The 15,128-nt window shown below is 31.8% G+C and carries 17 protein-coding genes; 11 read left to right on the top strand and 6 right to left on the bottom strand.

All coding sequences use genetic code 11. From position 1 onward, the window contains the following. Positions 1–77: 77 nt before the first annotated feature. Positions 78–1,421, top strand: a complete 1,344-nt coding sequence (locus IEW41_RS12030; RefSeq protein WP_188606622.1) for a dihydrolipoamide acetyltransferase family protein — start codon at positions 78–80, stop codon at positions 1,419–1,421. Positions 1,422–1,647: 226 nt separating this feature from the next. Here IEW41_RS12030 and IEW41_RS12025 read toward each other — a convergent pair whose 3' ends face one another. After that, positions 1,648–2,100, bottom strand: a complete 453-nt coding sequence (locus IEW41_RS12025; RefSeq protein ID WP_188606621.1) for a hypothetical protein — start codon at positions 2,098–2,100, stop codon at positions 1,648–1,650. Positions 2,101–2,351: 251 nt separating this feature from the next. Between IEW41_RS12025 and IEW41_RS12020 the strand changes: the two genes are divergently transcribed. From IEW41_RS12020 to IEW41_RS11980, 9 genes are all read left to right on the top strand, one after another. Continuing rightward, a complete protein-coding gene (locus IEW41_RS12020; RefSeq protein WP_188606620.1) occupies positions 2,352–3,128 on the top strand; it encodes a 3'-5' exonuclease in 777 nt (258 codons plus the stop codon). A 1-nt stretch (position 3,129) separates the two neighbouring features. Continuing rightward, a complete protein-coding gene (locus tag IEW41_RS12015; protein ID WP_188606619.1) occupies positions 3,130–3,741 on the top strand; it encodes a fumarylacetoacetate hydrolase family protein in 612 nt (203 codons plus the stop codon). Beyond that, positions 3,742–4,086 carry an Hpt domain-containing protein gene (locus IEW41_RS12010; protein WP_188606618.1) on the top strand — a complete coding sequence of 115 codons (345 nt, stop codon included), beginning with the start codon at positions 3,742–3,744 and terminating at the stop codon, positions 4,084–4,086. Next, the gene (locus tag IEW41_RS12005; protein WP_188606617.1) at positions 4,086–5,330 is read left to right on the top strand and encodes a competence/damage-inducible protein A; all 1,245 of its coding nucleotides are present in this window, start codon (positions 4,086–4,088) and stop codon (positions 5,328–5,330) included. Before IEW41_RS12010 ends, IEW41_RS12005 begins: the two co-directional genes overlap by 1 nt. A 79-nt stretch (positions 5,331–5,409) precedes the next feature. Beyond that, positions 5,410–5,646 carry a 50S ribosomal protein L28 gene (gene rpmB / locus IEW41_RS12000; protein WP_188606616.1) on the top strand — a complete coding sequence of 79 codons (237 nt, stop codon included), beginning with the start codon at positions 5,410–5,412 and terminating at the stop codon, positions 5,644–5,646. 27 nt (positions 5,647–5,673) lie between these two features. Next, a complete protein-coding gene (gene rpmG, locus IEW41_RS11995; protein WP_007648529.1) occupies positions 5,674–5,856 on the top strand; it encodes a 50S ribosomal protein L33 in 183 nt (60 codons plus the stop codon). 7 nt (positions 5,857–5,863) lie between these two features. Then, on the top strand, positions 5,864–6,016 hold the full coding sequence (locus IEW41_RS11990; RefSeq protein WP_188606615.1) for a DUF4295 domain-containing protein: 153 nt from the start codon (positions 5,864–5,866) through the stop codon (positions 6,014–6,016). 140 nt (positions 6,017–6,156) lie between these two features. After that, positions 6,157–7,110, top strand: coding sequence for a signal recognition particle-docking protein FtsY (gene ftsY / locus IEW41_RS11985; protein WP_188606614.1), 954 nt, complete (start codon positions 6,157–6,159; stop codon positions 7,108–7,110). Positions 7,111–7,225: 115 nt separating this feature from the next. Then, on the top strand, positions 7,226–8,863 hold the full coding sequence (locus IEW41_RS11980; RefSeq protein WP_188606613.1) for an amidase family protein: 1,638 nt from the start codon (positions 7,226–7,228) through the stop codon (positions 8,861–8,863). Here IEW41_RS11980 and IEW41_RS11975 read toward each other — a convergent pair. Then, the gene (locus IEW41_RS11975) at positions 8,860–9,939 is read right to left on the bottom strand and encodes a serine hydrolase domain-containing protein (protein WP_188606612.1); all 1,080 of its coding nucleotides are present in this window, start codon (positions 9,937–9,939) and stop codon (positions 8,860–8,862) included. The genes IEW41_RS11980 and IEW41_RS11975 overlap by 4 nt on opposite strands. A gap of 77 nt (positions 9,940–10,016) precedes the next feature. On the opposite strand from IEW41_RS11975, the gene rimO reads away from it, so the two are divergent. Further along, positions 10,017–11,321 carry a 30S ribosomal protein S12 methylthiotransferase RimO gene (rimO, locus tag IEW41_RS11970; RefSeq protein ID WP_188606611.1) on the top strand — a complete coding sequence of 435 codons (1,305 nt, stop codon included), beginning with the start codon at positions 10,017–10,019 and terminating at the stop codon, positions 11,319–11,321. A 60-nt stretch (positions 11,322–11,381) separates the two neighbouring features. On the opposite strand, the gene IEW41_RS11965 is transcribed toward rimO, so the two are convergent. The 4 genes from IEW41_RS11965 to IEW41_RS11950 form a co-directional block, all read right to left on the bottom strand. Next, positions 11,382–12,353, bottom strand: a complete 972-nt coding sequence (locus IEW41_RS11965) for a hypothetical protein (RefSeq protein ID WP_188606610.1) — start codon at positions 12,351–12,353, stop codon at positions 11,382–11,384. A gap of 83 nt (positions 12,354–12,436) precedes the next feature. After that, positions 12,437–13,018, bottom strand: a complete 582-nt coding sequence (locus IEW41_RS11960) for a MiaE family protein (protein WP_188606609.1) — start codon at positions 13,016–13,018, stop codon at positions 12,437–12,439. A gap of 87 nt (positions 13,019–13,105) precedes the next feature. Beyond that, positions 13,106–14,377, bottom strand: coding sequence for a carboxypeptidase-like regulatory domain-containing protein (locus IEW41_RS11955; protein ID WP_188606608.1), 1,272 nt, complete (start codon positions 14,375–14,377; stop codon positions 13,106–13,108). Positions 14,378–14,542: 165 nt separating this feature from the next. Further along, positions 14,543–15,128, bottom strand: a 586-nt coding sequence (locus tag IEW41_RS11950; RefSeq protein WP_188606607.1) for a T9SS type A sorting domain-containing protein, incomplete at its 5' end; no start/stop codon positions are given.

Here is a 15,128-nt window from a genome sequence, read left to right as displayed (position 1 = left end):
AGCATTTTATAATGTATTACATCATTTTTCACTAATTTTGCAACAGCAAATACAAAATTTAGCATTACAATAAGAATATGGCAAAGTTTGAACTGAAACTTCCTAAAATGGGAGAAAGTGTAGCAGAAGCAACAATTACATCATGGTTAAAAAATGTTGGTGACACTATTGAAGCTGATGAAGCAGTGTTAGAAATTGCAACAGATAAGGTAGATAGTGAAGTGCCAAGTGAAGTAGAAGGTGTTTTAGTTGAAATGCTTTTTAATGTAGATGATGTTGTTCAAGTTGGACAAACAATTGCAATTATAGAGACCGATGCAAAAGCATCAGTAGATACATCTGCTCCAAAAGCTGAAGCAGTAAAACAAGAAGCTGTTGCAGAAAGTGCTTCAGTAGCTCAAGTTGCCCAAACGGTTGAAGCTGCAAAAACATCAGTTGCTACTGTAGTATCATCAGAAGATCGATTTTACTCACCATTAGTAAGAAATATTGCTAAGCAAGAAGGAATTACTCAAGCAGAATTAGATACACTTCCAGGAACAGGAAAAGAAGGACGTGTTACTAAAAATGATATTCTTGCTTATATAGATAATAGAAGCTCAAAACCTGCTCAACAACAAGTAGCAGCTCCAAAAACTGAAGCTCCAAAAGTTGCAACAGTACAATCTAATGGAGCCGAGCAAACTAAAGCAGCTCCAGTTGTTGCAAGTGGTGATGACGAAATTATTGAAATGTCTAGAATGGGTAAATTAATTGCTCATCACATGGTAGAGTCTGTTCAAACTTCGGCACATGTTCAAAGTTTTATTGAAGCAGATGTTACTAAAATATGGAACTGGAGAAATAAAGTTAAAGATGAATTCTTAAAACGCGAAGGAGAAAACTTAACGTTTACACCAATATTTATGGAAGCGGTTGCAAAAGCAATCAAGCAGTTTCCTATGATGAATATTTCAGTTCAAGGCGATTCAATAATTAAGAAGAAACATATCAATTTAGGAATGGCAGCTGCTCTTGCAGATGGAAATTTAATTGTTCCAGTTATTAAAGATGCAGACCAATTAAACTTGGTTGGTATGACTAAAAAAGTAAACGATCTTGCTAACAGAGCGCGTTTAAACCAATTAAAACCTGATGATATTCAAGGCGGAACATATACAGTAACTAATGTTGGTACTTTTGGTAGTATTATGGGAACTCCAATTATTAATCAGCCACAAGTTGGTATTTTAGCTCTTGGCGCAATTAGAAAAGTGCCAGCAGTTGTTGAAACTCCAGAAGGCGATTTTATTGGTATACGTTACAGAATGTTCTTATCGCATTCTTACGACCATAGAGTAGTAAATGGTGCACTTGGAGGACAATTTGTTAAAGCTGTAAAAGATTACTTAGAAGCTTGGGATAGTAACAGAGAGATATAGCTGCCCTTCCTGCGTAGACAGGAATCTAATAAAACATGAAGCACAATTTTAAAATTGTGCTTTTTTTATGTAATATTTTGAAGATTCGTTTAACGGTAGGGCTATGGTTTCGTTGCGGAAATAGTCCGTAGGACTTTTCCACCAAACTTAAAGATAGTAAAGTTGCCCATATAAACTTTTAGGAATTCCGCCGCAATGAACTCTAGCCAATGTTGTACGTAGTTTATTATGAATACCATTTCCCAATACTATCTTTAATTATCCACTTGTCATTCTTTTTTTCAAGAATATAAATTGCTCCAAATCCACCTATTAAGTCCATATTAATAAATGCTATATTAATTTCAAGAAATATTACTGGTTTACTAAAAACATAAAACGGTTTTTTTTCATTTAATAGATTTATCGCTTCAGAATCAGCACTCAAATTTTGAAAAATATTTGAGATTTCACTATGCAGATAAAATTTAAAGTTGGGAAGTTTCGTCTTGTCAATAATTAATCCACCACTATTGTCGACCTTTCCTTTCAAAATCTTTTTCTGTTTCCTGTTTAGAGTGACTTTTTCTGTGATTTGTTTCATTAAGAAGTTACTCCTTATTGAAATTGGGTTTAAAGTGTCAACAATTGGCAATTCGGGATTATTATAATTCACCACAACTGAAACTATTTCATACATTTCCTTATCTGTTTGACTTAATGTCGATTGAAATGAAAGAGAAAATATTATCAGGACAATAATTTTGGTTTTGTTGATTATATCCATTTTTAGGTTAAATTACTTACAACTATAGTGATATGAAATTGTTTTAATATTTTATATCAAACGTTAAACGAAGGTCGACTATTTTTTTTATAAAGGCAATAGGTTTTTAAAAAGCTAGTGTTCTTTTTTGTTTATTCTATTTACCTTTGTGTAAAATAGCATAAATGAATCTCAACCTTACTAAACCCATTTGTTTTTTTGATTTAGAAACTACTGGTATAAACATCACTAACGACAGGATTGTCGAAATCTCTATATTAAAAGTACATCCAGATGGCAAGGAAGAACGCAATACATGGTTAGTAAATCCAACAATTCCAATCCCTAAAGAGGTTACAGCAATTCATGGTATTTCTGATGCAGATGTTGCAGATAAACCTACATTTAAAGAGCTTGCAAAAGATATTTATAACCTTATTAAAGATTCCGATTTAGGTGGTTTTAATTCTGATAGATTCGATATTCCATTATTAGCAGAAGAAATGCTTCGTGCTGAAGTTGATTTCGATATGAAGAATAGAGTATCTATAGATGTGCAAACTATTTTTCATAAAATGGAACAACGCACATTGTCAGCAGCTTATAAGTTTTATTGCGATAAAAATTTAGACGATGCACATAGTGCTGAAGCAGACACCAATGCTACTTTTGAAGTCTTAAAAGCGCAATTAGCAAAATATGATGAATTAGAAAACGACACAAAGTTTTTAGCAGAGTTTAGTTCGCGCAAAAAATTTGCTGATTTCGCTGGTTTTATTACTTATAATAAAAAAGGCGAAGAGTGTTTCTCATTCGGAAAACATAAAGGTAAACGAGTTGAAGACGTATTAAATGATGAGCCAGGTTACTTTGGCTGGTTGCTAAATGCCGATTTCCCATTATATACTAAAAAAGTACTAACAGCTATAAAGTTAAGAGCGTTTAATAATAAATTAGATTAGTATGAAACTCATTTGCATAGGACGTAATTATACAGATCATATAAAGGAACTCGATAACGAGAGGCCAACAGATCCTGTTGTATTTTTAAAGCCAGACACTGCTATTTTGCTAAAAAAGCAACCATTCTTTATTCCAGATTTTTCTAACGACATACATCATGAAGTTGAGATTTTGGTTAAAATCAATAAAGTTGGTAAATACATCGATAAAAAATTTGCTCACAAATATTACGATGAAATTGGATTAGGAATAGATTTTACGGCACGCGATTTGCAAAGTGAGTTGAAAGCCAAAGGATTACCTTGGGAAAAAGCAAAAGCCTTTGATGGTTCAGCTGTAATTGGTAATTGGCTGCCAAAAACAAATTTCAAAAATTTAAACGATATTAATTTCTCATTACAAAAAAATAATACTTTGGTTCAACAAGGCAATACAAAGCTGATGCTTTGGAAAATTGATGAACTTATCGAATATATATCAAAATATTTTACTTTAAAGATAGGAGATATTATATTTACAGGAACACCATCTGGAGTTGGTAGAGTAGAACCTAACGATATACTTATTGGTAGTATAGAAAACCAAGAGGTGTTTAAAATAACAATAAAATAAATGGAAAAACACTATAAATTATTTAGAGTACGTGAACTAGCTGGAGGCGACGAAGATTTCGTTGTTGCTTTAGCTCAAGCTTTTTTAGAAGAAGTGCCAGAAGATGCTGAGAGATTAAAAAATGCTGTTGCTCAAAACGATTACTACACAACTTATCAGGCAGCTCATAAAATGAAACCAACTATCGATTTATTTGAACTTGGTGTATTGGAAGATTTAATAGTCGTTCAAGATTGGGGGAAATTTGAAAACAATGAAAATACTGATGTTACAAAACAATTAGAATTGGTTTTAAAAGCTGTAGAGAATGCATCCGAAGAAATTAAAAATGATTTCGATATCTAATGCAAGCAGAAATAATTACCATTGGTGATGAAATTCTTATCGGTCAAATTGTAGATACAAACTCTGCTTTTATTGCACAGCAACTAAATAAAATAGGTGTATCTGTTTATCAAATTACTTCTGTTCAAGATGATAAAGAGCATATTATCAAATCATTAAAAGAGGCAGAAGACAATGCAGATATTATTATTGTTACAGGTGGATTAGGTCCAACAAAAGACGATATTACCAAAAAAACCATAGCTGAATATTTCAGTGACACGTTAGTTAGAAATAATGATGTTACTGAAAATATCAAGTTGCTATGGAAAAATTTCAATCAAGTCCCTTCTCAGGTTAATTTAGATCAAGCGTTAGTGCCTTCAAAAGCAAAAGTGCTTATGAATACTTTTGGAAGTGCACCAGGAATGTGGATTGAAAAAGGTAGAAAAGTATTTATTTCACTACCAGGCGTTCCTTACGAGATGAAAGGATTGATAGAAAATGAAGTTATTCCAAAACTTCAACAAGCATTCAAGTTTCCATTTATACAACATAAAACCATATTAACCTATGGTTTAGGCGAGAGTAACTTAGCTGCAAGAATTGAAGACTGGGAAGATAATTTACCATCATTTATAAAGTTAGCCTATTTGCCAAGTCTTGGAAAAGTAAGATTACGATTAACGGCAAAAGCATCAGATAAAACTTTGATAGAAGCTGAAATCGAAAAGCAAGTTGCTTTATTGTTGCCACAAATTAAAGACATTTTTGTTGGTTTTGAAGAAGACGAATCTATTGAAGCAATAATAGGTAAACAATTAATACGATTAAATAAAACTATTGCTACTGCCGAAAGTTGTACTGGAGGAAAAATTGCAGAGTCTATTACTGCAAATACTGGAGCATCACATTATTTTAAAGGTAGCGTAGTGAGTTATGCTACCGAAGCTAAAATTGACGTTTTAAAAGTCGATGAAGCACTAATTAATAAGTTTTCAGTTGTTAGTAGCCAGGTTGCAGAGGCTATGGCAACATCAGTTTTAAAACTATTTAATGTCGATTATGCTATTGCAACAACAGGAAATGCAGGGCCAACAAAAGGCGATGCAGATGCTGAGGTAGGAACTGTATATATTGCTATTGCTACAAAAACCAAAGTTTATTCCGAAGTTTTTAATTTTGGAAACCATCGAATTAAAGTAATAAATAAAGCCGTAAACAAGGCTTTTGAAATGCTTCAAAAAGAAATTTTAAAAAAGTGATAATTTTAGTTTGCTGGTATTATAAAGTTTTACTAAATTTGCAAACTGTTTTAAACAACATAAATTAAAGTTAGAAAGAATGTCAAGAGTTTGTGAACTTACTGGAAAAAAAGCGATGGTTGGAAACAATGTTTCTCACGCTATGAATAAAACAAAACGTAAATTTGATGCGAATTTAATCAAAAAACGTTTTTATATTCCTGAAGAAGATAAATGGGTAACTTTAAAAATAGCAACTTCAACGTTAAAAACTATCAATAAAATTGGTATTACTGCTGCGTTAAAAGAAGCTAAGGCTAAAGGATTATATAAATAATAGCATAACGCGTTAAAGACACGTAAAATGGCAAAGAAAGGTAATAGAATACAAGTAATATTAGAATGTACTGAGCATAAAGAATCTGGACAACCAGGAACTTCTCGTTACATTACAACAAAGAATAAAAAGAATACGCCAGACAGAATGGAGATTAAAAAATTTAATCCTATCCTTAAGCGTATGACAGTTCATAAAGAGATAAAATAATTAAGTCATGGCAAAGAAATCAGTAGCATCGTTACAAACAGGATCTAAAAGATTAACCAAAGCTATAAAAATGGTTAAATCTCCAAAAACAGGCGCTTACATGTTTGTTGAGTCAGTAATGGCACCAGAGTTTGTGGACGAGTTTTTAAAGAAAAACTAAATATAATCTATATATTTTTTTACAACTGCTTTCATTTGAAAGCAGTTTTTTTATGGCTATATTTGAGCCGAAAAGTGACAAATTAGCAGACTTTATAATTAGGCTTAATTGTTGATTTAGCTTCACAAATTAGTAATACCATGAGTTTTTTTAAAAAAATATTTTCTTCAGAAAAAAAAGAAACATTAGATAAAGGGTTAGAGAAATCTAAAACAACTTTCTTTACAAAGCTTAATAAAGCTGTAGCTGGAAAGTCTAAAGTTGATGATGAGGTTCTTGATAATCTTGAAGAAATACTTGTATCTAGTGATGTTGGTGTTAATACAACATTAAAAGTTATTAAGCGTATTGAAGAGCGTGTTGCTAAAGACAAATACCTTGGAACATCTGAGTTAAATCAAATTCTTCGCGAAGAAATAGCAGGATTATTATCAGAAATTGATAGTGGTAATGCTACCGAGTTTACAATTCCAAAAGATAAAAAACCATATGTAATAATGGTTGTTGGTGTTAATGGTGTTGGTAAAACAACAACCATTGGTAAATTAGCATCACAATTTAAAAAGCAAGGCTTAAAAGTTGTTTTAGGTGCAGCAGATACTTTTAGAGCTGCAGCGATAGACCAATTACAAGTTTGGGCTGATAGAGTAGATGTACCAATGGTACGACAAGACATGGGAAGCGATCCTGCTTCTGTAGCTTTTGATACCTTAAAAAGTGCTGTTACTCAAGATGCTGATGTGGTTATTATTGATACTGCTGGTCGTTTGCACAATAAAGTTAATTTAATGAACGAGTTAACTAAAGTAAAACGCGTTATGCAAAAAGTTGTAGACGATGCGCCTCACGATGTGTTACTAGTTTTAGATGGTTCAACTGGTCAGAACGCTTTTGAGCAAGCAAAACAGTTTACAGCTGCTACTGAAGTCACTTCTTTGGCTGTAACAAAACTAGACGGAACAGCAAAAGGTGGTGTGGTGATTGGTATTTCTGATCAATTTCAAATTCCTGTAAAATATATTGGAGTAGGTGAAGGTATTGACGACCTTCAGGTTTTTAATAAATTTGAATTTGTAGATTCATTCTTCAAGTAAAACTTCGTCACTTCGATTGGTTTTTAAAACGCTAGTGTTTAAAAATTGTATCGAGAAGCTAACACAATACTATATAAGTGTTCTATTTTTAGTATTTTTAATAAAAATATTAATCATGAAGTCATTTCTATTTATTTTCACTTTTCTCTTAATTTTTTCCTGTAAAAACTCTGAATCTAAAACAGAGGACGACAAAAAATCGTCAACAGATATTAGTGCTATATCTACTAAAGACTTCAGAGAATTTAAGGTTTTAGATTCAAAGCACATCAATTCATCTGATTTATGGATGCCTTTCAATACAGCTTTAGAAAGTTTTACTGAAAGCACCTATGAAAATTTAAAACCCCTTATTTTAGAACAAGATATTCCAACACTTCAAAAGCATATACGAGATGGTAAATTATCGTATGAGAATTTAACTAAATTCTATCTCTATCGTATCAGAAAATTTGATAGAGAAAACGATTTATCATTAAACTCTGTTATTGCCTTAAATCCTAATGTTATAGAGGAGGCAAAACAAAAAGATATCGATTTAAAAAATAAAATGCTTAAGCATCACATCTTCGGAATGCCAATTTTACTAAAAGACAACATCAATACGTCAGCAATGTCAACTACTGCAGGAGCTGTTGCATTAAAGGATAACAAAACGGACGATGCGTTTATTGTTCAACGATTAAAAGATAGAGGAGCAGTCATTTTAGGGAAAGCTAATTTAAGCGAATGGGCTTATTTTTTCTGTGGTGATTGCCCAAGTGGTTATAGTGCTATTGGTGGCCAAACCTTAAACCCTTATGGTCGTAAAATTATTGATACAGGAGGTTCGAGTTCTGGTAGTGGAGTAGCAGTATCTTCAAACTTTTGTGTGGCAGCTGTTGGTAGCGAAACGTCAGGTTCTATTTTATCACCTTCGAGTCAAAACTCAATTGTAGGACTAAAACCAACTATTGGTTTGTTAAGTAGAAGTGGTATTGTGCCAATTTCTTCAACTTTAGATACTCCAGGACCAATGACTAAAAATGTAACTGACAATGCTATTATGTTAGAAGCTATGTTTGGTTATGATGCAAACGATTTTAAATCTATACAGCTTAAAAGAAGTCTTGCTTTTGATGAAGGGTTTAAAGATTTTAGTGTTAAAGGCAAACGCTTTGGAACTTTCAAACGTTTAATGGAAGATTCTCTATATGTTAGAGCAATTGAAGACTTAAAATTAAAAGGCGCAATTATTGTTGAAATTGAAGAAGAAAAAGTAGAGCTTCCTGATTTTTTAAGACTACTTAATTTAGATATGAAAAATGATTTGCCAGTGTATTTATCTGCTTCAGCCGATAAATCTTTAATGGTAAAATCTGTGCAAGATGTGATTGAGTTTAACAAAAAAGATTCAATAAACACAATGCCTTATGGACAAAAACTTTTTGAAGGTATTGTAGCTGATAATGCTACAGATGAAGAGTTTGACGCTATAAAAAACACCTTAAAAACTAACGGAAAACTGTTTTTTGATACACCAACAAAAGCACACAATTTAGATGGTTTCTTATCTATAAATAATTATCACGCAGGCTTTGCTGCAGTGGCAGAATATCCTGCTATTACTGTACCAATGGGTTATAATGAAAAAGGCGCTCCAAGAGGATTAACGTTTATAAGTGAGCCTCTCTCTGAAATGGAATTGTTAGGTTGGGCTTATGATTATGAGCAAGCTACAAAAAAGAGAGTTGCACCAAAAAACTATAACTAATTAGTTAAGGCATTAATTTTTTGCCATAATTCATCATCAAATCCAGATAATCCAAATGTTGGGTTTTCTGGGTTAGCTACTTCACCCATTCGTATAACAACTAATTTCTTACTAGGAACCACATAAATTTTTTGGTCGTTTTTACCTAAAGCAGCATACATATCATTTGGTGCATTAGGAATAAGACTTCCACTAAATTCAAATTGTGTTTGTGGTAAATGAAAAGTCGATTTCCCATTTAACCACCACAAATAACCATAAGCAAGATTAATACTCTGTGAAGTATTTGTTGCCTCATTTAAAAACGCTTCAGGAACTATTTGAGTGTTTTCCCATTTCCCTTTGGCATAAATCATCAATCCAAAACGAGCCATACTACGAGTATTACTCCAATACACACTTAAATCTCCTACAGGAATCCAACTGCCACTCATACCAATTCTATCTCTTAACTTGGTATTAAAATACGTACTCCAAGTTTGATTGCTAGTTTGTGCAACGACATCTTGCATTTTTACATATACATTATGGTAAGCCCAACGCGTTCCTGCATCAGCTACATATTGTAGGTTAGCAGGCGATACATCGTCACCTAACGTATCATCTAAACCAGAATTCATCGAGAGTAAGTTTTTGCAAGTAATTAAATTCTCTTTTGTTAAAGGAGCACTTGTCCAACCAGTTCCTAAATAGTCAGAAACTTTACTGTTAATATTAATCAATCCTTCATCTTGTGCTATTCCAGATACAGCTGTTGTTAATGTTTTTCCTGCACTTGCCCAATACCAAGGTGATGTTGATGAGTGACCATTCATATAGCTTTCAACAACAATTTTTCCGTTGTGTAATATGATAAATCCTTTAGTGTTTTTAAGCGCTAAATAATCTAAAAGTGGCTGTAATTGGCTTTGATTCCATCCTAAATCAGAAGGAGAAACGGTTTCCCAAGTTTCAGAATTAAGAGGCGGAAAGTAAGTCGCTTCAGGAGTTGGGTCAGTATCAGTTGGTGTGTCTGAAGAGGAGCAACTCGTCAAAAAAATAAGTAAAACAGCATAAAGTAGGTATGAAGTTTTCATGAGTAGTTTTTATTTAAGACTGTTAAATATATAAAAGGTTTAAAGATGTTGTATCTTTGCACACTAAAATTTTTGAAATGAGAACAAAATCTCTAAAAAAGAATAAAATTAATGTTGTTACATTAGGATGTAGCAAAAATGTGTATGATAGTGAAGTACTTATGGGACAACTTAAAGCCAGTGGCAAAGATGTTGTGCATGAGGAAGAAGGAAATATTGTGGTAATTAACACCTGTGGTTTTATAAATAATGCCAAAGAAGAGAGTGTGAATACCATTTTAGAGTTTATGCAAAAAAAGGAAGATGGTGAAGTTGATAAAGTTTTTGTAACAGGATGTTTAAGTGAACGTTACAAACCAGATTTACAGAAAGAAATTCCTAATGTTGATGAGTATTTTGGTACTACAGAGTTGCCTTTATTATTAAAAGCTTTAGGAGCAGATTATAAACACGAATTAATAGGTGAACGTTTAACAACAACACCAAAAAATTACGCATATCTTAAAATTGCTGAAGGTTGCGACAGACCTTGTAGTTTTTGTGCTATTCCTTTAATGCGCGGAAAACACAAATCGACACCTATTGAAGAGATTGTTATTGAAGCTGAAAAATTAGCTGCTAAAGGTGTAAAAGAATTGATTTTAATTGCTCAAGATTTAACCTATTATGGTCTTGATTTATACAAAAAACGCAATCTAGCCGAATTACTTGAAGCGCTTGTAAAAGTTGATGGTATTGAGTGGATACGTTTGCATTATGCATTTCCAACAGGTTTTCCAATGGATGTATTAGATGTGATGAACAGAGAGCCAAAAATCTGTAATTATTTAGATATTCCGTTACAACATATTTCTGATAGTATTCTTAAAAGTATGCGTCGTGGTACTACCAAAGAGAAAACCACAAAACTGCTTAAAGAGTTTAGAAAAGCAGTACCAAATATGACCATTCGTACCACGCTTATTGTTGGTTATCCTGGAGAAACTGAAGAAGATTACCAAACCCTTAAAGAATGGGTTAAAGAGATGCGTTTTGAGCGTTTAGGTTGCTTTACGTATAGCCATGAAGAAAACACACATGCTTACAATTTAGAAGATGATGTGCCAGAAGATGTAAAACAAGAACGTGCCAATGAGATTATGGAAATACAATCTCAAATTTCTTGGGAACTCAACCAAACTAAAATAGGTCAAGAATTTAAAGTGGTTATCGACCGAAAAGAAGGTAATTATTTTGTTGGACGTACAGAGTTTGACTCACCAGATGTGGATAACGAAGTACTTATTGATGCTACAAAATGCTATTTAAAAACAGGCGAATTTACAACTGTAAAAATTACAGAAGCTGCAGATTTTGATTTGTATGCTGAGGTTGTGAAATAGTTTTTAATCAAAACTAATAATCATACAGCTTTAGTTTTAACTAATTATTTTTCAAATAGACTATTGTGATACAACAAAGGTTTTTAGCATATTTTTACTTAATGAATTTGGTACTTCAGAAATTAACACATAATTACCTATTTCAAGATTCACAGAAAAATAGCCAATGTCTCCTTCTGGCAAATCGTTAACTCCACCTAAAAAAGTGATGTAAAGAGGAGCTGGTTCAATTAATCCTTTTGGATTAGCCCAATTCATCCAACTCTCTAAGTCTTTTAAATTTGCATTTTCATCTAGTTTAACAAGATTTATATCATGACCAACAAAATTTTCATGTACTGTTTGATCTTTATAATAGACAGAAAAAATGTGCTTCCCAGAAGTTATAGAGTCATTAAATACAATTCCATCAGTACTTGAAATGGTAATATCTATATCAGATTTTAGAGCTTTATTTCCTGAATCAGTTGTTGTTACAACAATATCCTTAGTCATTCCCATTGAAGTATGAAACATTCCATTGCTCATTTTTACATAGCATTCAATCACATATTTGCCAGGTTTTAAATTAAGTGTAGTTTCTCCCACTTGATTAGGTGATAGTAGCCCTGAACCCCCTACAAATACTACTTCATTAAACCACTCAGGAAGATTAGCGAACTCTGCATAACCTTTTTCAGTTTCCCCTTTAGTAATTAATTTCATAGCACTTTCAAATACAGGTGCTACTAGTTCTTCAGCATCTTTTGATGTTTTTCCTTCAGGATATTTATCTATAAGGAAAAAATGAGTTTGAGGTGATAAGTTTTTGTAACGAAATGTGTTCCATCCAGAAGGAATTGTATCAGGCATCTGAAAATCCATATTCTCAGTTATTATTTCAATAACGTTTTCATTTTTCACTTCAATAATCTTAGTTTTTGTTTGTTCTTTATCAGTTTTACAAGATTGTATTATAAAGAATAAAGGTAAAATGTAAACGAATAATAGGCTAGGGATTACTTTTCTAATATAATTTTTTAAAGATCTCATAATTTAAATATTTAGTTTTAATATTTAAATTTGGAGCTTTACGAAGTTCGGTATTTTTAATGAAAAAGCCAAATAGCTAATTATTAACCATGTATGGTTTCTGTTTTTCCATATTTTTTAATGAGTTCGCCTTCAAAAGCAATGAGTTCTTTCCAGCGTTTTTCAACATCTACATCTTGCCCATATTTACGAGCAAAGCCTATAAATGTGGTGTAATGCCCTGCTTCACTAATCATTAAATCACGATAAAATTTTGAGAGTTCTTCATCGTTTATACGTTCAGATAATAGTTTAAAACGCTCGCAACTTCTGGCTTCTATCATTGCAGAAAACAAAAGCCTATCTACCATACATTGCACTCGTGTTCCGCCTTTATTCATAAACTTATAAAGCTCGTTTACATAACTATCTTTACGCTCTCTACCTAGTTTGTAACCTCGTTTTTTTATAATCTCGTGTACCATTTGAAAATGCTCGAGCTCTTCTTTTGCTAATGCCAATAAATCGGTTACCAAATCTTCATGCTCAGAGTTGAGTGTAATAATAGTTATCGCATTTGTAGCTGCTTTTTGTTCACACCAAGCATGGTCTGTTAAAATTTCTTCAATATTAGACTCTACTATTGTTACCCAACGTGGATCTGTTTCTAATTTTAAACCTAGCATAATGTGTTTTTTGTAAAGATAAGATTCTGTTTAAAATAAAAGGCTCTAAAAAAATTAGAGCCTTTAGAAAATGTTATCGTTGTTGTATTACGATTTTTTTAATTGCTTATTAATTTTTTGTATTGCAGATTCTATAGATTTTTCGGGTTCTATAATGTTGTATTCTCCCCAAAAATCTGGATCGGAAAATCCTGAAGCTTCATCGCTTAAAATAATTGTTGGTCGTAGACTTTCGCTTGGTCTTGGTTTATCTTTAAAATCTTTGCTTAAATCTGTTATAGCCATTTCGCTATTTAAACTATATACACTATTAAATAATCTACCTTGCCAATCGACTTTAAACACCAATTGTATGTTGCTATAACCATAATACCATTTACCGTTTTTAGTTCGGTAATCTACTCTGTAAGCTGCTTGTGTTGGGTAAACTGTTGCTTTTTTTGGTTTACGTCTAACAAACATTTGTGACGCTAGTTCTTTATCTTCAACATTTAGGTTATAAATAGCACTTGTTAAAGCAAAAGTTTCAGCATCAATATAAAGTTTTCCATAATACAAAGGATAGGTAATGTTTGGTTTTTGTTTAAACCTTACAACATAAATCATTTTGTTATTAATTTCGGTAGACTTATCAAAGCTAAAGTCGTATTCCGAAAGGTTTGTATCTGTGAAAATAAATTCAGGATACTTTAAAAAATCGGCATATAATGTTGTAAAAGGACCTCCTTGCAGTTTTAAGGCTAACGTGTCTAATCGGTTATAATTGGTGCTTTTTCGTGCTTTAATAAGTTTAATGGCATCAATTTTATTAGACTTATATGGTTGTTTGTAAATTTCTACAACAGCTTCAGATAACGAAGCGTCTTTACGACGTTTCTTTATAGTTTCTCTGTAAAAAGCAATCATTGTGCTTTCTTCATTATAATAATTTTCATTGCCTTTTTTGTCTAAAGCAGCTTTTACTAATGTAAGTGCATCCTTTGGAGCAACAATGCTTACTTCAGAAAGTTCAGTAACTGATAAGTCTAAAAGTATTTGAATGTCTTCTCCATTTAAATCAGACAACGGAATTTCTTTAGTAAGATAACCCAAAAAGGAGATGCTTATTTTTCGGTTTAGAAATTCATTCGGAACTTTAAGTAAAAATTCACCTTCTGTATTGGTAATTGTACTTATTTGAGTATCGTTTACAAAAAGTGTTGCAAAAGCTAATCGGTCTTTTGAATCACGATCTACAACAACACCTCTAAATTCTTTATATGTATCTTGATAAAAGCCAAAGCTATACGTTGATGAGCTTAAAAAAACGAATAAAAAGAGGATATATATTGAGCTTTTATAACTGTAATTTGTTTTCATCTGTTTATATTTTTTTGAAGTGAAAAAACAATACGTTAAGTTAAGAAAAAAACAGCGTCATTATTGTTAAAATATTAGTTTTTAACACACTACAATTCATAACTATTATTATTCACAAAGAAAATAGCGTTTACTAAAAATAATTTTCTATTTACTTTAAAGGTTTTATTCTTTTACTAACTTTTCAGTTTTAATACCAAAATCTGTATATAATCTTAATAGATAAATACTATCTTTTAACTCGCTTAAATCAATTTGACCATTTGGCGAGTTAAACTCAATAATTTTTCTACCAAAAAAATCAAAAATTTCTATCTTATTAATATTACTTTTAAGATATATAATATCTTTTGTGGGGTTTGGATATATTATGTTGTAATTAAGCCAGTTAAATTCTTCAATAGAGAGAGTGCACGACGCATTTACTAATTGAAAGTTGCAATTTGAAGCTAAATATTCATTACTTGTAGCCATTCCATAAATTATACCATCCAAATTTGTAATATCAATATTCAATATAACACTAGTTTCATTCTCAATATCTAATTCCCTTATTTCGTTATTTGAATTAGAAATAAGCACTCTATTAGTATTACAATCTGTATATAAATTAGAAATTCCCCAATTTAAAATATTCGAAGAATCTAAACAAAATATATCTGCTGTAGAAAAATTATTAAAATCAAAGCTTTTAATTCTATTACCACTTGGGAAAATTAAATTTCCTTTATAAAAAGTAAAATCACCAGGA

Origin of the sequence: Aquaticitalea lipolytica (assembly GCF_014641635.1) — a bacterium.
Classification (GTDB): Bacteria; Bacteroidota; Bacteroidia; order Flavobacteriales; family Flavobacteriaceae; genus Aquaticitalea; species Aquaticitalea lipolytica.
Note: the sequence above shows the minus strand (reverse complement) of the source record. Positions and strands in the feature narration are given on the sequence as shown.